Raw genomic sequence first — 22,401 nt, 5'->3', positions numbered from 1 at the left:
TGTTCCGCGGCTCGTGACCATGGCGACGATCCGCGGAACACGACCAGGGTCACGAATACGTCATCCGAGGAGGCTCTGGCGACGGGCCCTGGGCGGCGGGCAGGGCCCTGAATCCCAGAACGGCGAGCACCAGGGCGACGAGCAGGAGCACCGCCGTCTGGCCGAGCGTGCCGAGCATGATGATCCGGCTCACCTCGTCGGCGGCGTCGAAGCCGTGGTCAAGCCCGGCGAGGCGGGCGCAGAGCACCGGCACCGCCAGGATCGCCAGGGCCAGCGGCCACGAGGGTGTGCGCCGGGCGGGAGAGCGGAGGTGCACATACCCGTAGCCGATACCCGCGCCCAGGATCAACGTGCTCGCGAGTCCGAGGGGGTCGAGCCATGGCCACCACCAGGCTGGTATGTCAGGGGCCGCCACCAGCCGGAACAGCACGTCGAACACGATGCCCGCGGCGAGGGGCAGCATGAGCAGCCACCGGGGGCGGCGAGCCGGCCGGACATCACGGTGGAAGCCGGTCCACAGAGCCGACAGAGTGACCACCGGCATCAGCGACCAGGCCAGTGCCTCGAACGGGCCCCACCCCACCGAATCCGTCAGGACGAGCAGATCCACCACGAAGGCGAGGAGAGCCGGCGCCTTGGCCGTGCGCGCCTGGCCGAGGACGAGCGCGACGAAGGGCGCGATCCAGACGGCTCCGGCCAGGCTCCGCAGAATGTTCGCGAGCCGCTCAGCCGATCCGAGGGGTCCTGCCACCTGGGCGAGCGAAGGATCGGCCGTGCCGATCACCCCGTACGTGTGCAAGGCGGCCGCGACGGTCAGGACCGCGAGGAAGGCCTGGAAGAGCAGCCCCAGCAGGGCCACCAGGCGGACCGTCTCGCCCCACGAGAGGGATCTCGGCGCCGCGCCCGCGCCGCCGAGGCGGACCCGGACCGCCAGCGCGGCCACGCTGGCGATCTCCGACCAGCGAGGCCGGGGCCCGTCCGCGTCGGAGACGTCCGGCGAGCCCTCCAGGAAGACGGCGACCATCTCCTCCTCGCGCTCGGCACGGTAGGAGGCGGGCAGCAAACGCAGCCAGTAGCGGTAGCGCTCCTCCAGCAGGCTCACCGGCGCACCACCCGCTCACCTGCCGCCACCCTGCCGGCGGCGCATCCGAATCGCCTCGGGTCACCGTCGCGCCCGCTCACCGGCACACCGCCCCGGAGGCGGCTGAGGCGTCGCTCTGCTCGTTCATCGGTGGAATCGTCCTCTCGCCGGTCTTCACGAGTTCATCGAACGGCTTCGCCGGGTCGCCCGGAGTGCCCCGCCCTCACGCCGGCCCGCCCGCGACGGACGGACGCCCGCGCCTGGCGCGGAGGCGGTCGACCGCGGTCCTGGCGTTCTCCGCGAGCCGGACGGCCTCGGCCTCCAGCGTCCGCGACCCCGCGTCGGTGAGCCGGTAGTAACGGCGCAGCCGCCCCTGCTGGACCTCCTCACGGTCGAGAGCCACCAGCCCGTCGCCCGCCAGCCGGTCGAGCACGCCGTACAGCGTGCCGACCTTGAGCCGGACCCGCCCGCCGGACAGTTGCTCGACCTCCCGCACGATGCCGTAGCCGTGACACGGCGCATCGACCAGCGCGGTCAGGATGAGGAACGCGGGCTCCGTCATCGCCCTTGGAGTCATGCCTCACAGCATATATCGGTAAGCATGATATTAGGTAGAGCAGACCAAGGGAGATGCCCGGATCAGTGGGGGATGGCGTTGGCGGGGATCGGAGTGGGGTAGGGCGGGGGGCCGAGGGAGGCCGTCGCGGTCCAGGCGGCGGTGTACATGATGACCCGGGCCGAGAGGTTGATCCAGACCAGCAGGCCGACCACCACGGCGAACACCCCGTAGACGGGGTTGTTCAGGATGTGCGAGAGGAGCAGCGCCGCGAGTTGCTTGAGCAGGGCGAAGCCGACCGCGCCGAACAGGGCGCCGCGCAGCAGCACCTGGAGCGGCTGTCTGGAGCGCCCCAGCCAGCGCAGGATGATCAGGAAGACGACGACGTCGGCGAGCGCGCTGACCGTCACGCCGACCAGCCAGATCGTGCCCCTGCCGACCGCCGACTCCGACAGCCCCAGCCATTCGGCCACGGTCCCGCTAGCCTGGGTGGCGAAACCGCCGACCAGCACCGAGGCGACCATGGTGGTGCCGAGGAGGACGAGCGCCGACAGGTCCCTGAGCTTGGCCAGCAGGAAGTTGAGCGGCGGCTCGGTGGTCATGGAGATCTCGCGCAGCGCGCCGCGCAGCGCGTCGATCGCGCCGAGCCCGGCGTAGAGCAACCCGAGCAGGCCGATGACGCCCGCGCTCGTCCGCGAGTCGGCGATCTCCTGGATCGGCAGCTTGTCGGCGAGACCCGGCAGGTACTGGTTGATCGCCTCCCGCAGGGTCGCGGTGGCGTCGGGCCTGACGGAGAGGAAGTAGCCGAACACCGCGAAGGCCAGCGCGATGATCGGGAAGAACGACAGGAAGGCGAAGTAGCTGATCGCTCCCGCGAGCCGGTCGCCGGACTGGATCTGGTAGCGCTGGAAGGTCCTGACCAGATGGTCGAACCAGGGCCACCTGATCCGGGCCGTGCCCAGCACCGCGCTGAACCGTTCACGACCCGCCTGCACGCGTTCCATCACACTTGCCACGTGCGCCCTCTACCCAGTCACCGCCGTCCCGACCGTGGACGGCGGTGAAAAAGCAGCCGTGCGTACCCGGAGGATCACGGGGTGGGCAGGAAGCCCACCCGGTCGCGGACCTTGGCCATGGTCTCGGCGGCCACCGCGCGGGCCCGCGCGGCCCCGACGGCGAGCAGCCGGTCGAGCTCGGCCTCGTCGGCAAGCAGCTTCTCGGTCCGCTCGCGGATCGGGGTGAAGGTGTCGACCACGAGCTCGGCGACGTCCTTCTTGAAGGTGCCGTATCCCTGCCCGACGTAGCGGGCCTCCAGCTCACCGATGGGCGTCCCGCTCAGCGCGGACTGGATGCGCAGCAGGTTGGTGATGCCCGGCTTGTTCTCGTCGTCGGCGAGGACCTCGGAACCGGTGTCGGTGACCGCGCGCATGATCTTCTTGCGGAGCGGCCCCGGCTGCTCCAGCAGGTCGAGGATGCCGGCGGGCGAGGAGGAGGACTTCGACATCTTCGCCGTCGGTTCCTGGAGGTCGGTGATCTTCTCGACCCCCTTGACGATGTGCGGCTCGGGCACCGTGAAGGTCTCGCCGAAGCGGTGGTTGAAGCGCTGCGCGAGGTCGCGGGTGAGCTCCAGGTGCTGCTTCTGGTCGGCGCCGACCGGAACCTTGTTGGCCTGGTAGAGCATGATGTCGGCGGCCTGCAGGATCGGGTAGGTGAACAGGCCCACGCTGGCCGAGCTCTCGCCGTGCTTGGCCGACTTGTCCTTGAACTGGGTCATCCGCCCCGCCTCGCCCATGCCGGTGAGGCAGATCAGCACCCAGGCCAGCTCGGTGTGCTCGCGGACGTGGCTCTGCACGAAGACCGTGGACCGCTCAGGGTCGAGGCCGGCGGCGAAGAGCTGGGCGGCGGCGATCCTGGAGCGCCTGCGCAGCTCCTCCGGACGGTAGTCCACCGTGATCGCGTGCAGGTCGACGACGCAGTAGAAGGCGTCGTAGCCCTCCTGCATCGCGACGTACTGCCGCACCGCACCGAGGTAGTTTCCCAGGTGGAAGGAGTCGGCGGTGGGCTGGATTCCCGACAGGACGCGAGGGCTGGCCATAGCCGTCAATTCTGTCAGCTGTCGGGAGTGGTCGGCGCCTCGGCCCGTGAGGTGCTCCGCTTGATCCTGACTCTGGCGACCCTGCGGCCGTCCATGTCGGTGACCTTCAACTCGAACCCGGGGATCTCCACCCGCTCCCCGAGCGCGGGCAGATGGCCGAGTTTCGACATGACGAACCCGCCGAGGGTCTCGTACGGGCCGTCGGCCAGGCGGATCCCGCTCTCGGCCGCCACCTCGTCGAGGTTGGCCAGCCCATCGAGCTCGACCTCCCCCGCGGGCAGCGCGACGTGCTCGTCCGCCACGTCGTGCTCGTCGCGGATGTCGCCGATCAGCTCCTCGACCAGGTCCTCCAGGGTGACGATGCCCGCGGTGCCGCCGTACTCGTCGACCACGATCGCCAGGTGGTGTCCCTCCCTGCGCATCTCCGACAGCGTGGCCATCACCCGCTTGCTGGTGGGGACCAGCTTGACCGGGCGGATCGGCACCAGCTCGCTGATCGGCTCGATGGAGCCGGTCAGCACCGGGTCGAGCAGGTCACGGATGTGGACGAAGCCCACGATGTCATCGTAGGAGTCCCGGTAGACGGGGAAGCGGGAGTGCGGCATGGCCGCGGCCAGGATCGCCGCCTCGGCCAGCCGCGTGTCGGCGGCCATGAACTCCACCTCGGTGCGCGGCAGCATCACCTCGCGGAGCTGCCGCTTGCCCGCCGCGAAGACCTCGCCGATCAGGTGGCGCTCGTCGTCGGTGAGCTCCTGGTGGCCCACCACCATCTCGCGCAGTTCCTCGGTGGAGATCTCCTCGCGGTCGGTGCCCGGGTCGCCGCCGAGCAGCTTCACCACCCCGTCGGTGGACTTGGACAGCGCCCAGATGATCGGCCGCGAGAGCGCGGCCATCCTGTCGAGGAACGGCGCGACCAGCAGTGAGATCCCCTCGGCGCGCTGCCTGGCGATCCGCTTGGGCGCGAGCTCGCCGAAGACCAGCGAGGCGTACGAGATCACCAGCGTGACCAGCACCAGGGCGAGCGGGTCCGCCACGGCCTCCGGCACCCCCCAGCCCGTCACCACCGGGGTGAGGTCCCTGGCCAGGGTGTCGGCGCCCAGGGCGGCCGAGAGCATGGTCGCCACGGTGACGCCGATCTGCACCGCGGACAGGAAACGGTTGGGGTCCCGGGCGAGCCTGGCGGCCCTCACCCCCCTGCGCCCCCGGGCGCCGAGCCGCCTGACCTGGCTCTCCCTGAGGGAGACCATGGCCATCTCGGCCGCGGCGAAGAAGCCTCCGATCAGTACGAAGAGCATGACCAAGGCGATGTTCGCCAGGACGCTGTTCACGAGATCGTCTCCGTCATGGCGGTCGCCCGTTCCGGCGGTGGCCGATATTTGATGTGCCAGCATATGCTGGCGTAGGGTTACAAAAATAAACAAGTACAAACAACATCAAACAGGAGGCTCCGTGAAGCTGCTCGTCACCGGAGGCGCCGGATACATAGGCAGCGCCGTGGCGGCACAACTCGTCGAGGCGGGCCACGAGGTCACCGTGCTGGACGACCTCTCCACCGGCCACGCCGACGCGGTGCCACCGGGCGCCCGCTTCGTCGAGGGGTCGATCACCGAGGCCGCCGGGGTGCTCAACGGCATCGACGGAGTGCTGCACTTCGCGGCGAAGTCCCTGGTCGGCGAGTCCGTGGAGCGGCCCGGCCTGTACTGGGCGCACAACCTCGGCGGCACCCTGGCCCTGCTCGACGCCATGCGGGGCGCCGGGGTGGGCAGGATCGTCTTCTCCTCCACCGCCGCGACGTACGGCGAGCCGGAGCGCTCCCCGATCCTGGAGACCGACCCGACCCGGCCCACCAACCCCTACGGCGCGTCCAAGCTCGCGGTCGACACCGCGCTGAGCACGTTCGCCGGGCTGTACGGCCTGGCCGCGGTGAGCCTGCGCTACTTCAACGTGGGCGGCGCCTACACCGCCGGGGACGGCAACGTCTACCGCGAGCGTCACACCACAGAGACCCACCTGATTCCCAACATCCTCGCCGTCCCACTCGGCGGACGCGAGTCCGTCAGCCTGTTCGGCACGGACTACCCGACCCCCGACGGCACATGCGTGCGCGACTACATCCATCTGGCCGACCTCGCCAGGGCCCACCTGCTGGCGCTGGACGCCTGCTCGCCGGGCGAGCACAAGATCTACAACCTGGGTAACGGGACCGGCTTCTCGGTCTCCGAGGTGCTGTCGGTCTGCCGCGAGGTGACCGGCCACGAGATCCCCGCGGTCGTGCGCGAGCGTCGCGCCGGTGACCCGGCCGTGCTGGTGGCCTCCGCCGAGAAGATCCGGCACGAGCTCGGCTGGAAGCCGGAGCACCCGTCGCTCCGTGACGTCGTCGCCGACGCCTGGGCCGCCCTGACCGGCTGACCGCCTCCCGCCGCGCCCGAGACACCTGCCCGGCGCCGGCCACCCGCCGGCTCGGAGGACCATGCCTACCTCAGGCTGAAGCGGGCCGTGTTGTTGGCCGGACGGCGGTCACCCAGCCGCAGGGAGTAGACGGTCGCCTCGGCCCGCGGCGCGTGCCCGCGGGCCACGAAGGCGAGCATGAAACTCACCCTCCTGCCCGCGCCGACCGTACGCAGCCTGCAGCCGACGTAGGCGGGATGGGAGTCGCACCGCGCGCCCCTCGCCGACATGAGGCGCGCGCCGCCGGTGTCGAAGAAGACCCCGGCGTCGTGGACACGCCGCGGCCCGCGGTTGCGCACCACCGCGGACACGGTGACCAGACGGCCCGCGCGCGCCGCACGCGAGAGCCTGACCGCGAGGTCCGTACCGTCGTCCACCTCGGTCAGCGTCTGGGAGTGGTTGTTCGTCTCGTCGTCGTCCACGACCTCGGAGGAGAGCGTCGCGCTCGCCGTCAGCGGGCCCCGCGCGCCGGACCTGACCACCCCGTTGATCGTCACCCCACCGGTCTGCCCGGCGGGGACGTCCTTCGTCGCGGCGCAGACCACCTCACCGGTGGTGGCACCGGGGAGGCACTCGGCGACGTTGACCCCGATCACCTCCACCCCGTCGGGCAGCCGGACCGTGAGCAGCGGCAGCACCGCGTCTCCGGGGCCGGCGTTGCGCACCTCGGCACGGTAGGTCAGCGGCTGTCCCGGTTGCGCGCGCTTCGGGGAGACGGTCAGCCGCACCGACAGGTCGGCGCCGCCCCAGCCCTCGTCATCGGGCGAGGCCGACGCCGCCCGGGGTACCGTCGCGAGCACGAGACAGATCACCCCTGCGACGATCCGTACCGCGACGTGCTCCCTGAACAGCGATCCCCCGACCATAGGTGATCATTGAACGCCGGGACACACCGCTCCGCGATGATCGACACGCCGCCTTTTCTGTTCGCTAATTCTCAGTGTTTGTCCGTGAGAGTCAGCGAGCCGCCGCGTTGCCGTGGCGGCGTTCCCCGTTGCCGGGGTTCCCGTTTCATCGGTGCGTGCCCAGCACGGATGCCGGGTCCTACCGCTCCTCGGCGGGCGTTTATCGTCTCCCCGCGACTCTGGGCGACGTCGGCCACGAGCGCGGCCAGATTACGGGCGGCGTTCAGATCCCGGTCCAGGACCAGACCACACCCGGTGCACTCATAGGTGCGCTCGGACAGGGGCAGCTTGGCTTTCACCACACCGCAACCCGAACACGTCTTACTGGACGGATACCACCGATCGGCCACCACCAGCCGCCCGCCACTCCAGCCGGTCTTGTAGGTGAGCTGCCGTCTCACCTCACCCATCCCGGTGTCGGCCACCGTGCGAGCCAGGCGCCGGTTGGCCGGCATGCCGGACACGTTGAGGTTCTCGACCACGATCGTGCCGTAGGTGCCCGCCAGGCGGGTGGTGAGCTTGTGCAGACCGTCGCGCCGCCGGTTCGCCACCCGGGCGTGCGCCCTACCCAGCGCCACCTTGGTCTGGCGCCAGCGCCGGGAGGACTCCTGGCGGCCACCGTCTGGGGCGCGCGGACCGGTCCGGCGGGCCAGTTGCTTGTTCAGCCGACGCAACCGCCGCAACGCCGTGCGGTGGTGGGTGGGATTGTCGATGACCCTGCCGGTGGACAACACCGCGAGATTCCCGACCCCCAGGTCCACCCCCACCACCGCGTCTGGTCGGGTCGGGGTGCGTTCGATGCGGTCGATCTCGCAGGTGAACGCCACGAACCAGCGGCCCCCCTCACAGCGGACGGTCGCCGACAGGATCCGCCCGGTACCCCGCTCCAGGTGACGGGCCAGCTTGCGGGTGGACTCGCAGGTGCGGATCATGCCCAGCCGCGGCAGCGTGATGTGACGGCGATCAGCCTCGACGCGGATGGTGCCAGTGGTGAACCGGCAGGCGGAGGTGGTGCGGTGCTTGGACTTGAACCGGGGAACCCGACCTGCTTACCCACCCGGCTGCCTTTGCGGGAGGCCGACCAGTTCGCCAACGCCCGTGCCAGAGCCTCCAGGCCGGTGTTGTAGGCCTCCTTGGAGTTCTCCGCCCACCACGGCGCCACCTCACCCTTGGCCGCGTTCCACAGTTTGCGCAGCGCGTACAGCGACCACGGCACCTCGGTCAGCAGCTCAGCGGGCACCCCATAAGACCGCTCGGCGGCGCGCTGATCCAGCGCGGCCTTGACCCGTGCCAGCGCCCAGTTGAACGCGAACCGCGCCGCCCCACCATGCGAGAACAAGTCGGCCACCAGGGCGGGAGTGGGATCGAGGGCGTAGCGGTAGGCCTGATGAATCCGCAACCACCCCACCCCCAGGCTTCACTCACCGCTGCCAATCGATAGCGGTGAGCTTACTTTCAGGGGATGGTCAACAACTTCTCAACGGGAAGAAACCTTGACGCCGGCCCGAAACTGAACTCCGGTGTCGCGTGCCATTCCCTCCAACACCTCGGCCCACCGGGCGGAAGAACCCAGAGGGGAACTGATAAAAACTGATGAAACACCCAGCAGTTCACACCCCTCTGCCGTCCGTGTTCTCCGGGAGCCGGACGTACTCCCGGTGAGCCGGGACGCGAAGGGGGCCCCGGTTCACCGGGGCCCCCTTCGAGCGCTGACTGGGAAACGTCCGCTCAGATGAGACCGAGCTCACGCACCGCGGAACGCTCCTCCTCAAGCTCGCGCACCGTGGCGTCGATCCGCTCACGGGAGAAGGCGTCGATCTCCAGACCCTGGACGATCTCCCACTTGCCGTCGCGCGAGACGACCGGGAAGGAGGAGATGAGCCCCTCGGGCACGCCGTACGAGCCGTCGGAGGGGATCGCGGCCGAGGTCCACTCGGCGCCGTTGACCCAGTCGAAGACGTGGTCGATCGCCGCGTTGGCGGCGGAGGCGGCCGAGGACGCGCCACGGGCCTCGATGATCGCGGCGCCGCGCTTGGCGACGGTGGGAATGAAGGTGTCGCGCAGCCAGGCCTCGTCGACCAGTTCGGCGGCGATCTTGCCACCGACCTCGGTGTGGAAGAGGTCGGGGTACTGGGTGGCGGAGTGGTTGCCCCAGATGGTCATCTTCTTGATCTCGCTGACCGGGACCTGGAGCTTGGCGGCGAGCTGGGAGAGCGCGCGGTTGTGGTCGAGGCGGGTCATCGCGGTGAAGCGCTCGGCCGGGACGTCCGGGGCGTGCTGCTGGGCGATGAGCGCGTTGGTGTTGGCCGGGTTGCCGACCACCAGCACGCGGATGTCGTCCGCCGCGTTGTCGTTGATCGCCTTGCCCTGCGGGCCGAAGATGCCGCCGTTGGCCTGGAGAAGGTCTCCGCGCTCCATGCCCTTGGTCCGGGGACGGGCACCGACCAGGAGTGCGACGCTGGTGCCGTCGAACGCCGCGTTCGCGTCGTCGGTGACCTCGATGCCGCTCAGCAGCGGGAACGCGCAGTCGTCGAGCTCCATCGCGGTGCCCTCAGCGGCCTTGACCGCCTGCGGGATCTCCAGGAGGCTCAGCTTGACCGGGACGTCGGCGCCCAGCAGCTGGCCCGAGGCGATGCGGAAAAGCAGCGCGTAGCCGATCTGACCGGCGGCACCGGTGACGGTGACCTTTACGGGAGTCTGGGCCATGACCTTCCCCCACTCGAAGGATGAATTGTGACGCTCGGATGCTACCCGCACACGACGAACGACCGTCGGGCGAGTGCCCCCATCCGGCTTCCAGTCGGCGGAATCGGCGTGGCGGGTGCCCTGGCGGGCACGGCGCGCCGCCGAGACGCTCGCCTGCGAGACAGCACTCACCACGACGTCGACTCCCCTGACGCAAGCCGCATGAAAGGTGCGGCTGTCACGGAAGCAGCAGGCCCCAGTAGAGGCCCCACGGGATGAACACCAGCCCGCCGGCGACCAGGAGGCCGAGCCGTACCCTCTCCCCCGCCGGCACGGACCCGCGGGCGCGGTACCAGGCCGGCGCGGTGAGAACCGCGGCGACCGCGGAAGCCGCCGCGAGGGCCTGCAGCGCGAGCCAGATCAGCGGGCGTTCGGCCAGCACGGGGCCGGGAGCGGCCAGCTTGCCGCCGGTCATCATCAGGTAGAACAGGTAGGAGAGCGACCCGAGCACCACCGCGAGCCCTCCGGCGCTGAGGAACCTCGCGGCCCTGCTCACCGGCGCCCGCGAGCCGCCGCGTAGCCGACGCGCCAGCGCGACCAGCGGATAGGCGGCGAACGCGACGAGTCGCTCGGCGCCAATACCGGCACGACCGGTTACCACCTGCGCCAACTCGAGAAATCCGGCTTCATCGAGGAGATCCCTGAGCGCTCGGCGAGCAGGGAGCGCTGGTGGCGCAAGGTCGAGGAACCAAGAGACATTCGGCTGCCCACGCCCGACCAGCTCGCCCCCGAGGACCGCCCCGTGCTCGCCGAGTTCCACCGGATCGGCATGGACGAGGATCGCGTGCTGTTCGAGCGCTTTCCCGAGGCGTACCGGCGCGACCCCGACTGGGCCAGAGGATCGCGCGGTCTCGGCCGGATGACCAAGGCCGAGTTCCAGGAGTTCTTCGACGCCTACGTCGCGCTGCTGATGAAGTACAGCCATCGGGCGGAAGACGCTCCGCCGGACGCGCGCCCCCTGCACATCCGGCTCTTCGCCCTGCCCGCCGACGAGGACTGACCCACCTCGGCCACGCGTACGGCCGGCCTGGCCCCCGCTTGAGGGACAGGACAGCCGGCCAGGCCCTACTGGGCGCAGGTGGCCATGGCGGGGCGGCCGTTCTCCCGTCCGGGAAACTCGACCCTGGAGAAGTGCTTGTCGAGCAGCCTGCGGACCGTACCGTCCTTGTAGAGAGCGGCGATCGCTCCCCTGACGGCCTCGCAGGTGCGCCTGTCGCCCTTCTTGAGCGCCACCGCGTAGCGCTCGTCGGTGAGCTTGAGGCCGAGCAGCTTGTAGCGGATGCTCTCCCGGTTGCCGAAGCCGGCCAGCAGCAGGTCGTCGCCGGGGATCGCGTCGACCTCACCGGCCCGCAGCTTGTCGACGCACTCGGAGTAGGTCTGGGCGGGCACCAGGGTGAGCCGCTCGACCACGTCCTGGATCACGGCCACGGAGACACTGGCGGCCGGCTGGCACATCCGGCTGCCCTCCAGGCCCTTCACGGTCACGATCGGTGAGCCGTCCTTGACGAGAGCGTCGACGTGGGCGAGGTAGTAGGGCCCCGCGAAGGTGACGTCGTCGGTGTCGTTGATCGAGTAGGTCGCCAGGACCAGGTCGATGTCACCGTCCGCCAGCAGCTTCGGCCGCTCCGCGCGGGCGGTGGACCTGAAGGTGACGCCGCTCTCCGGCACCCCCAGCGCCTTGGCGATCTCCAGGGCCAGGTCGATCTCGAAGCCGCCCCACTTCCCGCCGTTGTTCAGTGCGATGCCGGGCAGGAAGTCGCGCACGCCGATGGTGAGCCTGCCCGTCTGGGCGGCCTTGTCGACCACCGAGGTGTACGAGGGGCGGGCGGTCCCGGCCGACTCCGGCCCGCTCTGGGAGACGGTCCTCGGCCACCAGCGGACCGCGGCGAACGCCGCCCCCGCGATCAGCAGCACGGCGACCCCGATGGCGATCCAGCGCCTCCCCTGTCGGCGGGCCGGCGGCGCCGCCGGCCCGCCGACAAGGGTCGCGGACACCTGCCAGCTGGGCGGCGGCACCTCCCCCGCCTGTTCCGGGGAGGCCACGCTGTCGCCGTATCCGGGAGACGAGGGGTACTCCCGGTAGCCGGGAGAGGACGGGTACTCGCCATACCCGGGAGACGAGGGGTACTCCCGGTAGCTCGACGGGCGGTGCTCCGGAGAGCGCTGGTCGGGGTGGGACGGGTTCTCCGCGGGACCGTGCGCGGACGGGAGGTCGCCCCGGCCGGAGGCCTCATGGCGTTCGCCCTGCCCCGGCCGCCTGGTCCGGCCCCCCTGTCCCTCGATACCGGTGCCCTCCTGACCAGGGCGGAGGGGCTGGTCCTGGACGGGGTTTCCCACCCGGAACCCGGTGGACGGAAGGACCGGCTCACCCGGGGCGTTCGTCCGGTGAGTCGGGGTGCGCATCAGACTGGTCGCGTCGTCGTCGGGGCCCGGACCTTGGGCACGGGGCCGGGGCCGGTCGCGCCCCTGATCACGGGCCTGGGACTCGTCGCGGTTCTGGGTGCGGGAGCGGAGCTCGTCGGGGGCGGCGACCTTGGCCCCCTGGGTGAGGATCGCGGGCGAGGCGTTCACCGTCTCGGGATGGCCGAGCATCCTGAGCAGGATCTGGTCCGCCGAGGGCCGGTTGGCGGGTGACTTGGCCAGCGCCGAGGTGACCACACCGCGCAGCGGCTGCGGCAGCGAGCCGAGGTCGACCTCGTAGTTGAGGATGCGGTTGAGCACCACGGCGATCGACCTCCCTTCGAAGATCGTCTCGCCGGTCGCGGCGAACGCGATGGTCGCTCCCCAGGCGAAGACGTCGGTGTGCGGCCCGACGTCGGAGCCGGAGATCTGCTCGGGCGCCATGTAGGCGGGGGTGCCGATGGCCCGGCTGGTGATCGTGCCGGTGGAGTCGAGGATGCGGGCGATGCCGAAGTCGACGACCCTCGGGCCGTCGGCGGCGATGAGCACGTTGTCCGGCTTGAAATCGCGGTGCACGATCGAGGCGTGGTGGATCGCGGTGAGCGCGGTGGCCGTGCCGATCGCCAGCCGCTGCAGCGCGGCGCCCCGCAGGGGGCCGTCGGTCTCCACGACCTCGCTCAGTGACCTGCCCTCGATGTACTCACTCGCGATGTAGGGGGTGTCGCCCTTGAGGTCGGCGTCCAGGACGGCCGCCGTACAGAAGGACGCGACCCGCTGGGCCGCCCGCGCCTCCCTGGCGAACCTGGACCTGGCGGTGGCGTCGCCGGAGAACTTCACGTGCAGCAGCTTGATCGCCGCCCGCTCCCCCGCGGCGTTGATCCCGAGGTAGACGATTCCCTGCCCGCCCTCGCCGATCTTCCCGACGACGCGGAACGGCCCGAGCTGGCGCGGCTCTCCCGCTTCCAGTGGCGCGATCTCCGGCATCATCGTCCCCACGGTCTCGTAATCTCCGACGTGGCAAACTTTACGGTGCCATGACTCACAGCCTCCCTTTGTTATCCCGACGTGACCTCAGTTTTCCTACAACGTGGCCATGTCCACAGCCCCCGTCATGGTGAGATGCCAGACACGTTCACTCCCCAATCTCCGACATTCACCCCAATCTGGCGCTCCAGCCGCTTAGATCGCTACCGTTGTACGTCCCTCAGGCAAGCCGGAGCAAAAACTTCCATGCGCCGATATATCGGTTATCGCGAGTTCGTGCAGCGCGATCAGCGTTCCCTCGTCGGCACCGCCCTCCTTCTCACCGGCAGCCACGAGCAGGCCATCCGCCTCGCCCTGCGGTCCTTCCACACGGTCGCCCTCTCCTGGCCGCCACCGGTGTGGGAGAACCCCACCACGCATGCCCAGATCGCGCTCTACCGCCGCTTCCTGGCGCGGCCGAGCGCCGCCGGACCGACGGCTCTGGTGCGGCTTCCTCCCCGGCAGCGCCTCCTCGTCGTCGCCTGCCTGCACGACGGCAGGAGCCGCGCCGAGATGGCCTCCGTCCTCGGGCTGCCGGAGAAGACGGTGCAGGCGGAGATCACCGAGGCGGTCGACACCCTCACCAAGGGGAACGAGACCCGCCTCGTCACCAGGATGGCCACGGCGGCGGGCGAGGCGTCGGTTCCCGACCTCAGCGCCCGGTCCATGCGCACGCTCAGGCGGCGTCGCAACCGGGGAGCCCTCCTCGCCGTGGCGGCGGCGCTGGTACCGGTCGGCCTGATCGCCGCCTTCGTCATGCTCCAGCGTGCGGAGGTATGGAACTCGGCGCTGGGCGAGCGGAACCGGCCGCACGCCGCACAGGCCCAGGAGCCGGTACGGGCGGTCTCCAGCCCCGCACCGAGCGCCACCCCGGCACCGTGGCAGGCACCGCGGACCTCCGCGGTGATCCGCTACGCGGTCCCCGGACTCTGTCCCGGCCGGGGCGTCCAGCCGGACGGCACGTCCCCGGCGCGGGCCGGCGACGTGACCTGCGCGGGCTGGACCCTGACGCTGGCCTCCAGCGGCCCTGAGAGCTCTGCTCCCGGTCTTCCCGCGTGCGAGGGCCCAGGTCCCTGCGAGTCGACGCTGAGCGTCCCCGACGCCGCTCAGCGTCTCGCGCGCGGCGACGGCGAGGAGCACCCTCGGCTGGTTCCCGCCATCAGCCACGACGGGCGCCGCATCGCCTACCTCAGCGCGGCGGAGCGCCGCTATGTCGCCCACGACCTCGGCAGCGGGGTGAAGCGCTACCTGTCGCCGGTTCTCGCCTCCGCCGACACCGAGAACGGCACGCTGGTGAGCGTCTCCTCCAACGGCCGCCACTTCACGGTCACGCTCGGCGAGCGGCGGCTGCGAACCGACTTCACGACCGGCGACCTGACGTCCGTACCCGCGGAGCGGCTGCCGCCGACCGAGAAGGCCGCCGCCTGGCTTGGCAAGAGGTACGGAACCTGGGCCGACTCTCCCAGCGGTAGGTACTCCGCCGCGATCGTCGCGGGGAAGGGCGAGGACCCCCACAGTCTCCATGTCATCGACGCCGAGTCGCGGCGGGTCTTCAGGCGGCTCCCGCTCCCCGAGACGGAGCGGCCCGCCACCGCCGAGGTGGTGAGCTGGCTGGACACCCGCGAGGTGGTCGTCAGGATGAGCGCCAGGGACGGCGGCGACCCCCTCGGTCTCTTCCGGGTGGACGCCGTCACCGGACGGGCGCGCCCCCTGCCCGGCCTCCCCGCCGACGCCCCGATCGTGCTGGGGGCCGCGGCGGCCCCATGACCCCGTACGACCAACAGGGGCCGTGGAGGGCCACCCCGCCCTGGAGACACGACGGCCCCGTGACCCCGTACGACCAACAGGAAAACACGGAAAAGGGCCGCCGGGGGCGGCCCTTTCTCGTGGTCGGGGGCTGACCTGACGCCGGTCAGGCCATCTTCTTCTTCAGGTTCTCGTCCAGCGCCGCCAGGAAGTCCTGGGTGGTCAGCCACTTGGCGTCGCCGCCGACCAGCAGGGCGAGGTCCTTGGTCATCTGACCGCCTTCGACGGTCTCGACGCAGACCTGCTCCAGCTTGTTCGCGAAGTCGATCACCGCGGGGGTGTTGTCGAGCTTGCCGCGGTGCTGGAGGCCCCGGGTCCACGCGAAGATCGAGGCGATCGGGTTCGTGGAGGTGGGGTTGCCCTTCTGGTGCTCACGGTAGTGACGGGTCACCGTGCCGTGGGCGGCCTCGGCCTCGACGGTCCGGCCGTCGGGGGTGAGCAGGACCGAGGTCATCAGTCCGAGGGAGCCGAAGCCCTGGGCGACGGTGTCGGACTGGACGTCGCCGTCGTAGTTCTTGGCGGCCCAGACGTATCCGCCCTCCCACTTGAGCGCCGCGGCGACCATGTCGTCGATCAGGCGGTGCTCGTAGGTGATGCCCGCCTTCTTGAAATCAGCCGCGAATTCCTCTTCGAAGACCTCGGCGAAGATGTCCTTGAAGCGGCCGTCGTAGGCCTTCAGGATCGTGTTCTTGGTGGAGAGGTAGACCGGGTAACCGCGCGACAGGCCGTACCGCATGGAGGCGCGGGCGAAGTCGCGGATCGAGTCGTCCAGGTTGTACATCGCCATCGCGATGCCGGGGCCGGGGAAGTCGTAGACGTCGAGCTCGATCGGCTCCGAGCCGTCCTTGGGCGTGTAGGTGAGGGTCAGGGTGCCCTCGCCGGGGATCTTCAGGTCGGTGGCGCGGTACTGGTCGCCGAACGCGTGACGGCCGATGATGATCGGCTTGGTCCAGCCGGGGACGAGCCTCGGCACGTTGGACATGATGATCGGCTCGCGGAAGATGACACCGCCGAGAATGTTGCGGATGGTCCCGTTCGGGGACTTCCACATCTTCTTGAGGCCGAACTCCTCGACCCGAGCCTCGTCAGGAGTGATCGTGGCGCACTTGACGCCGACTCCGTACTGCTTGATCGCGTTGGCGGCGTCGATCGTCACCTGGTCGTCGGTGGCGTCGCGGTGCTCGATCCCGAGGTCGTAGTACTTCAGATCGACGTCGAGGTAGGGAAGGATCAGCTGGTCCTTGATGAACTGCCAGATGATCCGGGTCATCTCGTCGCCGTCAAGCTCGACGACGGGGCCCTCTACCTTGATCTTGGGCATGCGTGTGGTTCCCCTTCTGAACTAAATTGGCCAGACAGTCCTTTTTGAGGCTCACTGGCCGTTGAGGCTATCGGACAGGGCCAACCGCCTTGCGGCGTACCCGCTCGTCCGACCTATCGCATCGGCATGAGAGCCGGGAATTCGAGGATCAGCCCGCCCGCCATCAGGGCGATTCCGAGAACGGCGAGGGTGAGGGCGTCCGTGGTCTTGCGGCGCACGGCGAGCCGCCCGCCTCCGGCCAGCCGGGCCAGTGCCCCCAGTGTCATGACGGCGCCGAGGGCGAAACCGCCCCACTCGGGCATGTCCAGCAGCACCGCGAAGACCATCGCGGCGACCGCACCGGCCACCACCAGCGGATACGGTCCCCAACGTTCCTCGCTCACGTTCACCGCTCGCGCGTTCATCGACCCGCCCTCCGCTCTCGCCTCTGATTCCGACTCATCGCTCGGCGATCGGCTTCCACTTCTGGTCCCGTTCGCCGATGTACTCGCTGTCCGGGCGGATCAGCCGGTTGTCGGCATGCTGCTCGATGACGTGTGCGGTCCATCCTGACATGCGGCTGACCGAGAAGACCGGGGTGAACAGGTCCGTCGGGATGCCGAGGTAGTGGTAGACCGTCGCCGCGTAGAAGTCGACGTTCGGGTAGAGGCCCTTGGTCTCGAAGACGACCTCCTCCATCTCCTTCGACATCCGGTAGTACGTGTCGTCACCGGATGCCTCGCCGAGCTCCCGCGACATCTGGCGCAGGTGCGTGGCGCGCGGGTCCTCGGTCTTGTAGACCCGGTGCCCGAAGCCCATGATCTTCTCGCCCGCGGCGAGCCTGTCGCGTACCGACTGGGCGACGGCACCCGCGTCGAGCGACTCCAGGGTGCGCATGACCTGCTCGTTGGCGCCGCCGTGCAGGGGGCCCTTGAGGGTGCCGATGGCCGCCACGATGGCCGAGTGCATGTCGGACAGGGTCGCGGCGCAGACCCGGGCGGCGAACGTGGAGGCGTTCATCGTGTGGTCGGCGTGCAGGACCAGGCAGGCGTCGAAGATCTCGACCTCGCGCTCACCGGGGGTACGGCCGGTGATCTGGAGGAGGAAGTTCGCCGCCACGCTCAGGGAGGGGTCCGGGTCACAGATGACGGCACCGGTCCTGGCCGCGTGGTAGCGGGCGACGAGGATCGGCTGCTGCGCGGTCAACCTGGCGGCCTTGCGCAGGTTCGCCTCGGGGGCGTTGGAGTCCTTGTCCGGATCATCACCTCCGGCCAGCGAGACCAGCGTGCGCAGCGCCTCCATCGGGGCCTGTCTCTCCGCGATCTCCGAGATGTTGGCCTCGACGAGCGTGCCGAGCGTACGCCCTCGAACCAGTTCCGCCTCGTACGCCGAGAGCTGTTCCCGGGTGGGGAGCGTGCCGTACTGCAGCAGGTGCGCGGTCTCTTCGAAGGTGGTGCGGCCGGCCAGATCGTGGATGTCGTAGCCACGATAGAAGAGGCGACCGGCCTGACCGTCGATGTCGCTGAGCGCTGTGGACGCGGCTACGACATCGGCGAGACCTTTGGTGGGTTTGTCCGCCATGAGTGTTTCCTCCGCTTATCTGTGCCCGAAGTCTACCTGTGAGCAGCGGAAACCCTCCCGAGAGGTCCAGGCCAATTTCAGGAATGATTCTCCTTCTGGCAAAGGAGATTCCCCATCACCTCGTTTGGGTAAGCCGGAGCTGTAGGAATAGTTACGGCGGGCTACCTGGGGAGGAACTGCCGTGGAGGGGCCGTTCATACGCATCGAGGACACCGGTGAAGTGGTCCCGTTGCGCCCCGAGATCACAACGATCGGACGTGGCCGTGGAGTGGACATCCGGCTGACCGATCCGAGTGTGTCCCGGCTGCACGCGGAATTCGTCCGGCGCGGACCCTACCTGTATGTCGTTGATCTGGGCCTGTCCCGCAACGGCACCCGGGTCAACGGCCGACCGATCGCCCGGAGGGTGCTTGACGACGGTGACGTGGTGTCCTTCGGCGCGGCACGAGGCAGGATCGGCGGAGTGCCTCGCGAGGACTTCGCCCCGGAGGTCGAGCTCCGCCGCGCCGCGGCACCGGAGCTGACCAGGCGGGAGGTGGACGTCCTGACGTCGCTCTGCCGTCCGGCGTTGTCGGACGAGGCGTTCGTCGCACCGGCCACGGCCAGGGAGATCGCCGACGACCTGGTGGTGACGGAGGCGGCCGTCAAGCAGCATCTCCTGCGTCTCTACCAGAAGTTCCGGATCCCCGAGGGGACCAACCGGCGTACCAGGCTGGCGAACGAGGTCGTCGCCCTGGGGCTGGTGAGGCCCACCCCCGTGGTGCCCTCGCAGCGCGCCACCGGCGCCCCGGAGTCCCAGACGGCGGCCACCGCCGCGAACCGCAGGGCGTCGTAGCCTGGCCACCCGGGTGACCGGTCCCGTCCTGGGACCGGTCACCCGGGGATATCGGCCTGCTCGATGAGGGCCGCCCCGCGCGGCCTGCTCGGCGAGGCCTGTCCGGTGGGGCTTCTTCGGTGAGATCGGTCCTGCGAAGTCGGCCTCGTGAGACCGGCCCGATGAGACCGGCCCGTACGCGGGGGCTGCCTGCCCGCGGGGTCAGCCCCGCTCGCGGGCGCGCCTCTCCGCGGCCTCGACCACGTTGGTGAGCAACATGGCCCGGGTCATCGGGCCTACACCGCCGGGGTTGGGGGTGAGGAGGCCCGCGACCTCCTCGACGCCGGGGGCGATGTCACCGGCGATCTTCCCGTCGACCCGGGAGACACCGACGTCCAGCACGGCGGCGCCCGGCTTCACCATGTCCGCGGTGATCAGATGCGGCACCCCGGCCGCGGCGACGACGATGTCCGCGTGCCTGGTGTGGGCCGCGAGGTCCTGGGTGCCGGTGTGGCAGAGGGTGACCGTGGCGTTCTCCGAGCGGCGGGTCAGCAGCAGGCCGAGCGAGCGGCCCACGGTGATGCCGCGGCCGACCACGACGACCTCCGCCCCCTTGAGCGGCACCCCGTACTCCTGCAGGAGCATGACGATGCCGTACGGCGTGCAGGGCAGCGGCGCGTCGACCATGTGGACCAGACGGCCCAGGTTGGCCGGGTGGAGGCCGTCGGCGTCCTTCGCCGGGTCCATCCGTTCGATCAGCGCCTGCGTGTCGAGGTGACGGGGCAGCGGGAGCTGGACGATGTAGCCGGTGCACTCCTCGGAGGCGTTGAGCTCGTCGACGACCGCCTCGACCTCGGCCTGGGTGGCGTTCTCCGGCAGGTCCCTGCGGAGGGAGGAGATGCCGACCTCCGCGCAGTCGCGGTGCTTGCCCGCCACGTAGATCTGGCTGCCCGGGTCCTCTCCCACCAGAACCGTGCCGAGCCCGGGGACGATGCCCTGCTCCTTCAGCGCGGTCACCCGCGTCGTGAGATCTGCCTTGATCTTTGCCGCTGTGGCCTTGCCGTCGAGAATCCGCGCACTCATACCGCCAACCCTCTCACGAGGACGGATCGCGCTCCGCTTCCCTCCGCTCGATGATCCTGCGGGTGAAGGGGATCCACTCCACGACCCGCCCGCCGAGGTAGGCCGCACCGAGCGCGATGATGATCATCATCCATGGACTACCCCAGAAATCCTGCATGATCACGAAGGAGTACAGAGCGTGGTCGAGCAGTGGCATGAGGGGTCTCCGCGACAGGAACGAAAGGGACGCTTCAGACTAATCGCAGGTCAAACCTTTTTCACCCAAGTAATCCTGTCTAATTCGCCACTCTCCTATCTCCCGGGTACGGCTGCCACACCTGTGCGGCAGCCGCACCCGGAAGAGGAGATCAGTGGAAGAAGTGACGGGTGCCGGTGAAGTAGAGGGTCACCCCCGCCGCCTCGGCCGCGGCGATGACCTCCTCGTCCCTGATCGAGCCACCCGGCTCCACGACCGCCCTCACTCCCGCGTCGATGAGGATCTGCAGGCCGTCGGCGAAGGGGAAGAACGCGTCGGAGGCCGCCACGGCCCCCTGGACGCGCTCGCCCGCCCTGGATACCGCGAGCCGTGCCGAGTCGACCCGGTTGACCTGGCCCATGCCGACGCCCACGCTCGCGCCGTCCGCGGCCAGCAGGATCGCGTTGGACTTCACCGAGCGGCACGCCCGCCAGGCGAAGGCCAGATCCGCGAGGACCTCGGCGGAGGCGGCGGGCCCCGCCTTCAGTTCCCAGGTGGACGGATCGTCGCCCGGGGCGTCGACCCGGTCGGCGTTCTGCACCAGCAGGCCGCCGTCGATCCGGCGGAACTCCAGCGGGTTGGCCGGCCCCCGCGGGCAGGCCAGCAGCCGGATGTTCTTCTTACCGGTGAGCTGCGCCAGCGCCTCGGCCGTGTAGGAGGGAGCCACCACGACCTCGGTGAACACCTCGGCGATCTGGCGGGCCAGTTCCTCGGTCACCTCCGCGTTGACCGCGATCACGCCGCCGTACGCGGAGACGGGGTCGCAGGCATGTGCCTTGCGGTGCGCCTCGGCGACGTCGGCGCCGACCGCGATGCCGCACGGGTTCTGGTGCTTGATGATCGCCACGGCGGGCCCGTCGAAGTCCCACGCCGCCCGCCAGGCGGCGTCGGCGTCCAGGTAGTTGTTGTAGGACATCTCCTTGCCGTGCAGCTGCTCGGCGTCCGCCAGGCCGGCTTTCCCGCTGGAGTACAGGGCCGCGCCCTGGTGCGGGTTCTCGCCGTAGCGCAGCGGCGACTTGAGCTCCCAGGCCGCGCCCAGGTAGCCCGGCCACACGCCCTCCTCGGCCGCGTAGACGTCCGCGAACCAGGTGGCCACCGCGGTGTCGTAGGAGGCGGTGTGCGCGTACGCGGCGGCGGCCAGACGGCGGCGCTCGGTGAGGGTGAAACCCCCCGCGGCGACCGCGGCGAGCACGTCACCGTAGGAGGCCGGGTCGACCACGACCGCGGCGGTGCCGTGGTTCTTGGCCCCGGCCCGGATCATCGCGGGACCGCCGATGTCGATCTGCTCCACGCACTCGGCGCCGGAGGCGCCGGAGGCCACGGTCTCCTGGAACGGGTAGAGGTTGACCACCACCAGCTCGAACGGCTCGATCTCCAGCTCTTCGAGCTGCTTGACGTGGGAGGGGTTGCCACCGTCGGCCAACAGGCCGGCGTGCACGCGCGGATGCAGCGTCTTGACCCGGCCGTCGAGGCACTCGGGGAAGCCGGTCAGCGACTCGACGGGAGTGACGGGGACGCCGAAAGAGGTGATCTTCGCGGCTGTGCCCCCGGTGGAGACGATCTCCACACCCGCGGCGTCGAGCCCACGGGCCAACTCCTCCAGCCCGCTCTTGTCATACACCGCGATCAACGCGCGCCGGATGGCGATGCGGGTCACTTCGTGCTCCTCCTGGTTGGTTCCGGTTTCTCCGGGGCGCCCGGCTCATCCACCGGGTCGTCCGAATCGAACAGTCCTGCCGGTGACGGTCCAGCCCTCGCGGGCCATCCGGCCGACGGTGTCGACGAGCAGCTGACGCTCGACGGACTTGATGCGCTCGTGCAGTGCCGCCTCGTCGTCGTCGTCCAGCACGGGCACGGCCTCCTGGGCGATGATCGGCCCGGTGTCGACGCCCGCGTCGGCGAGCATCACGGTGCAGCCGGTGACGCGCACGCCGTACGAGAGCGCGTCGCGCACACCGTGCGCGCCCGGGAAGGAGGGCAGCAGCGCGGGATGGGTGTTGAGGACCGGGAAGGCCTCCAGCGTCGGCTTGCCGAGGATCTTCATGAACCCCGCGCAGATCACGAGGTCCGGCCGGTACGCCGCGATGCGGGCGGCGAGCGCCCGATCCCACTCCTCGCGGGTGGGGTGGTCGGCCACCCTCTCCACGAAGGTCGGCACCCCCGCGCGCTGCGCGCGTGCCAGCCCCTCGACACCGCCGCGATCGGCACCCACGGCCACCACTCTGGCACCGTAGGTCTCGTCTGCCACAGCGTCCAGAAGGGCCTGTAGGTTGGTTCCAGAACCGGACACGAGAACCACAAGCCGAACGGCCTGGGATGACACCGACGC

Annotated in this window: 22 protein-coding genes; 4 read left to right on the top strand and 18 right to left on the bottom strand. The window is 70.0% G+C overall.

Annotated elements, in window-relative coordinates; genetic code table 11:
• Positions 1-49 precede the first annotated feature (49 nt).
• From ACQP0P_RS08080 to ACQP0P_RS08060, 5 genes are all read right to left on the bottom strand, one after another.
• Positions 50-1,102: a hypothetical protein gene (locus tag ACQP0P_RS08080; protein ID WP_433372984.1), complete on the bottom strand. Its 1,053-nt coding sequence runs from the start codon at positions 1,100-1,102 to the stop codon at positions 50-52.
• Positions 1,103-1,304: 202 nt separating this feature from the next.
• Positions 1,305-1,658: a PadR family transcriptional regulator gene (locus tag ACQP0P_RS08075; protein ID WP_350956155.1), complete on the bottom strand. Its 354-nt coding sequence runs from the start codon at positions 1,656-1,658 to the stop codon at positions 1,305-1,307.
• Between the two features lie 62 nt (positions 1,659-1,720).
• A complete protein-coding gene (locus ACQP0P_RS08070; protein WP_433372980.1) occupies positions 1,721-2,653 on the bottom strand; it encodes a YihY/virulence factor BrkB family protein in 933 nt (310 codons plus the stop codon).
• Between the two features lie 74 nt (positions 2,654-2,727).
• Positions 2,728-3,732, bottom strand: a complete 1,005-nt coding sequence (gene trpS, locus ACQP0P_RS08065; protein WP_433372977.1) for a tryptophan--tRNA ligase — start codon at positions 3,730-3,732, stop codon at positions 2,728-2,730.
• A 14-nt stretch (positions 3,733-3,746) separates the two neighbouring features.
• The gene (locus ACQP0P_RS08060) at positions 3,747-5,060 is read right to left on the bottom strand and encodes a hemolysin family protein (protein WP_433372974.1); all 1,314 of its coding nucleotides are present in this window, start codon (positions 5,058-5,060) and stop codon (positions 3,747-3,749) included.
• 121 nt (positions 5,061-5,181) lie between these two features.
• Here ACQP0P_RS08060 and galE point away from each other — a divergent pair, with 121 nt between their 5' ends.
• Positions 5,182-6,141 (top strand): UDP-glucose 4-epimerase GalE, encoded by a 960-nt coding sequence (gene galE / locus ACQP0P_RS08055; RefSeq protein ID WP_433372971.1) that lies wholly within the window; start codon positions 5,182-5,184, stop codon positions 6,139-6,141.
• 65 nt (positions 6,142-6,206) lie between these two features.
• Here the strand turns inward: galE and ACQP0P_RS08050 are convergent, their stop codons facing one another.
• The 5 genes from ACQP0P_RS08050 to ACQP0P_RS08030 form a co-directional block, all read right to left on the bottom strand.
• A complete protein-coding gene (locus ACQP0P_RS08050) occupies positions 6,207-7,046 on the bottom strand; it encodes a hypothetical protein (protein ID WP_433372968.1) in 840 nt (279 codons plus the stop codon).
• A 71-nt stretch (positions 7,047-7,117) separates the two neighbouring features.
• Positions 7,118-8,065 carry an IS607 family element RNA-guided endonuclease TnpB gene (gene tnpB, locus ACQP0P_RS08045; RefSeq protein WP_433381746.1) on the bottom strand — a complete coding sequence of 316 codons (948 nt, stop codon included), beginning with the start codon at positions 8,063-8,065 and terminating at the stop codon, positions 7,118-7,120.
• Entirely contained in the window at positions 8,014-8,484 is a 471-nt protein-coding gene (locus tag ACQP0P_RS08040) for a helix-turn-helix domain-containing protein (RefSeq protein WP_433372965.1), read from the bottom strand. Before ACQP0P_RS08040 ends, tnpB begins: the two co-directional genes overlap by 52 nt.
• A gap of 329 nt (positions 8,485-8,813) precedes the next feature.
• Complete coding sequence (locus ACQP0P_RS08035) at positions 8,814-9,791, bottom strand: malate dehydrogenase (RefSeq protein WP_355623815.1); 978 nt, start codon at positions 9,789-9,791, stop codon at positions 8,814-8,816.
• 217 nt (positions 9,792-10,008) lie between these two features.
• Complete coding sequence (locus ACQP0P_RS08030) at positions 10,009-10,440, bottom strand: hypothetical protein (protein WP_433372963.1); 432 nt, start codon at positions 10,438-10,440, stop codon at positions 10,009-10,011.
• Between the two features lie 132 nt (positions 10,441-10,572).
• On the opposite strand from ACQP0P_RS08030, the gene ACQP0P_RS08025 reads away from it, so the two are divergent.
• Entirely contained in the window at positions 10,573-10,830 is a 258-nt protein-coding gene (locus ACQP0P_RS08025; RefSeq protein WP_433372960.1) for a hypothetical protein, read from the top strand.
• 65 nt (positions 10,831-10,895) lie between these two features.
• On the opposite strand, the gene ACQP0P_RS08020 is transcribed toward ACQP0P_RS08025, so the two are convergent.
• Entirely contained in the window at positions 10,896-13,217 is a 2,322-nt protein-coding gene (locus ACQP0P_RS08020) for a protein kinase domain-containing protein (protein WP_433372957.1), read from the bottom strand.
• A gap of 243 nt (positions 13,218-13,460) precedes the next feature.
• Between ACQP0P_RS08020 and ACQP0P_RS08015 the strand changes: the two genes are divergently transcribed.
• On the top strand, positions 13,461-15,020 hold the full coding sequence (locus ACQP0P_RS08015) for a sigma factor-like helix-turn-helix DNA-binding protein (protein ID WP_433372955.1): 1,560 nt from the start codon (positions 13,461-13,463) through the stop codon (positions 15,018-15,020).
• 145 nt (positions 15,021-15,165) lie between these two features.
• On the opposite strand, the gene ACQP0P_RS08010 is transcribed toward ACQP0P_RS08015, so the two are convergent.
• From ACQP0P_RS08010 to ACQP0P_RS08000, 3 genes are all read right to left on the bottom strand, one after another.
• Entirely contained in the window at positions 15,166-16,380 is a 1,215-nt protein-coding gene (locus ACQP0P_RS08010; protein WP_433372953.1) for an NADP-dependent isocitrate dehydrogenase, read from the bottom strand.
• Between the two features lie 113 nt (positions 16,381-16,493).
• Positions 16,494-16,784: a DUF3017 domain-containing protein gene (locus tag ACQP0P_RS08005; RefSeq protein WP_433372951.1), complete on the bottom strand. Its 291-nt coding sequence runs from the start codon at positions 16,782-16,784 to the stop codon at positions 16,494-16,496.
• Between the two features lie 34 nt (positions 16,785-16,818).
• The gene (locus tag ACQP0P_RS08000; RefSeq protein ID WP_433372949.1) at positions 16,819-17,940 is read right to left on the bottom strand and encodes a citrate/2-methylcitrate synthase; all 1,122 of its coding nucleotides are present in this window, start codon (positions 17,938-17,940) and stop codon (positions 16,819-16,821) included.
• Between the two features lie 181 nt (positions 17,941-18,121).
• Between ACQP0P_RS08000 and ACQP0P_RS07995 the strand changes: the two genes are divergently transcribed.
• A complete protein-coding gene (locus ACQP0P_RS07995; protein WP_343968052.1) occupies positions 18,122-18,775 on the top strand; it encodes an FHA domain-containing protein in 654 nt (217 codons plus the stop codon).
• A gap of 201 nt (positions 18,776-18,976) precedes the next feature.
• Here ACQP0P_RS07995 and ACQP0P_RS07990 read toward each other — a convergent pair whose 3' ends face one another.
• The 4 genes from ACQP0P_RS07990 to purN all read right to left on the bottom strand — a co-directional run bounded on the left by ACQP0P_RS07990 (position 18,977) and on the right by purN (position 22,395).
• Positions 18,977-19,837 (bottom strand): bifunctional methylenetetrahydrofolate dehydrogenase/methenyltetrahydrofolate cyclohydrolase, encoded by an 861-nt coding sequence (locus ACQP0P_RS07990; RefSeq protein WP_433372947.1) that lies wholly within the window; start codon positions 19,835-19,837, stop codon positions 18,977-18,979.
• A 13-nt stretch (positions 19,838-19,850) separates the two neighbouring features.
• On the bottom strand, positions 19,851-20,033 hold the full coding sequence (locus ACQP0P_RS07985; protein WP_350911601.1) for a hypothetical protein: 183 nt from the start codon (positions 20,031-20,033) through the stop codon (positions 19,851-19,853).
• Positions 20,034-20,184: 151 nt separating this feature from the next.
• On the bottom strand, positions 20,185-21,729 hold the full coding sequence (gene purH / locus ACQP0P_RS07980) for a bifunctional phosphoribosylaminoimidazolecarboxamide formyltransferase/IMP cyclohydrolase (protein ID WP_433372945.1): 1,545 nt from the start codon (positions 21,727-21,729) through the stop codon (positions 20,185-20,187).
• Between the two features lie 45 nt (positions 21,730-21,774).
• Positions 21,775-22,395: a phosphoribosylglycinamide formyltransferase gene (purN, locus tag ACQP0P_RS07975; RefSeq protein WP_433372943.1), complete on the bottom strand. Its 621-nt coding sequence runs from the start codon at positions 22,393-22,395 to the stop codon at positions 21,775-21,777.
• Between the last annotated feature and the right edge of the window lie 6 nt (positions 22,396-22,401).

It is taken from the genome of Streptosporangium sp. CA-115845 (assembly GCF_050943795.1).
Classification (GTDB): Bacteria; Actinomycetota; Actinomycetes; order Streptosporangiales; family Streptosporangiaceae; genus Streptosporangium.
The sequence above is the reverse complement of the archived record's forward strand: the minus strand, read 5'-3'. Positions and strand labels throughout refer to the sequence as shown.

Excerpts from the sequence above, each read along its gene's own strand:
- ACQP0P_RS08050 (WP_433372968.1), bottom strand. The coding sequence starts at position 7,046 with ATGGTCGGGGGATCGCTGTTCAGGGAGCACGTCGCGGTACGGATCGTC.
- ACQP0P_RS07985 (WP_350911601.1), bottom strand. The coding sequence starts at position 20,033 with ATGCCACTGCTCGACCACGCTCTGTACTCCTTCGTGATCATGCAGGAT.
- trpS (WP_433372977.1), bottom strand. The coding sequence starts at position 3,732 with ATGGCCAGCCCTCGCGTCCTGTCGGGAATCCAGCCCACCGCCGACTCC.
- ACQP0P_RS08015 (WP_433372955.1), top strand. The coding sequence starts at position 13,461 with ATGCGCCGATATATCGGTTATCGCGAGTTCGTGCAGCGCGATCAGCGT.
- ACQP0P_RS07990 (WP_433372947.1), bottom strand. The coding sequence starts at position 19,837 with ATGAGTGCGCGGATTCTCGACGGCAAGGCCACAGCGGCAAAGATCAAG.
- ACQP0P_RS08020 (WP_433372957.1), bottom strand. The coding sequence starts at position 13,217 with ATGATGCCGGAGATCGCGCCACTGGAAGCGGGAGAGCCGCGCCAGCTC.
- ACQP0P_RS08000 (WP_433372949.1), bottom strand. The coding sequence starts at position 17,940 with ATGGCGGACAAACCCACCAAAGGTCTCGCCGATGTCGTAGCCGCGTCC.
- ACQP0P_RS08005 (WP_433372951.1), bottom strand. The coding sequence starts at position 16,784 with ATGAACGCGCGAGCGGTGAACGTGAGCGAGGAACGTTGGGGACCGTAT.
- ACQP0P_RS08035 (WP_355623815.1), bottom strand. The coding sequence starts at position 9,791 with ATGGCCCAGACTCCCGTAAAGGTCACCGTCACCGGTGCCGCCGGTCAG.
- ACQP0P_RS08075 (WP_350956155.1), bottom strand. The coding sequence starts at position 1,658 with ATGACTCCAAGGGCGATGACGGAGCCCGCGTTCCTCATCCTGACCGCG.
- ACQP0P_RS08010 (WP_433372953.1), bottom strand. The coding sequence starts at position 16,380 with ATGCCCAAGATCAAGGTAGAGGGCCCCGTCGTCGAGCTTGACGGCGAC.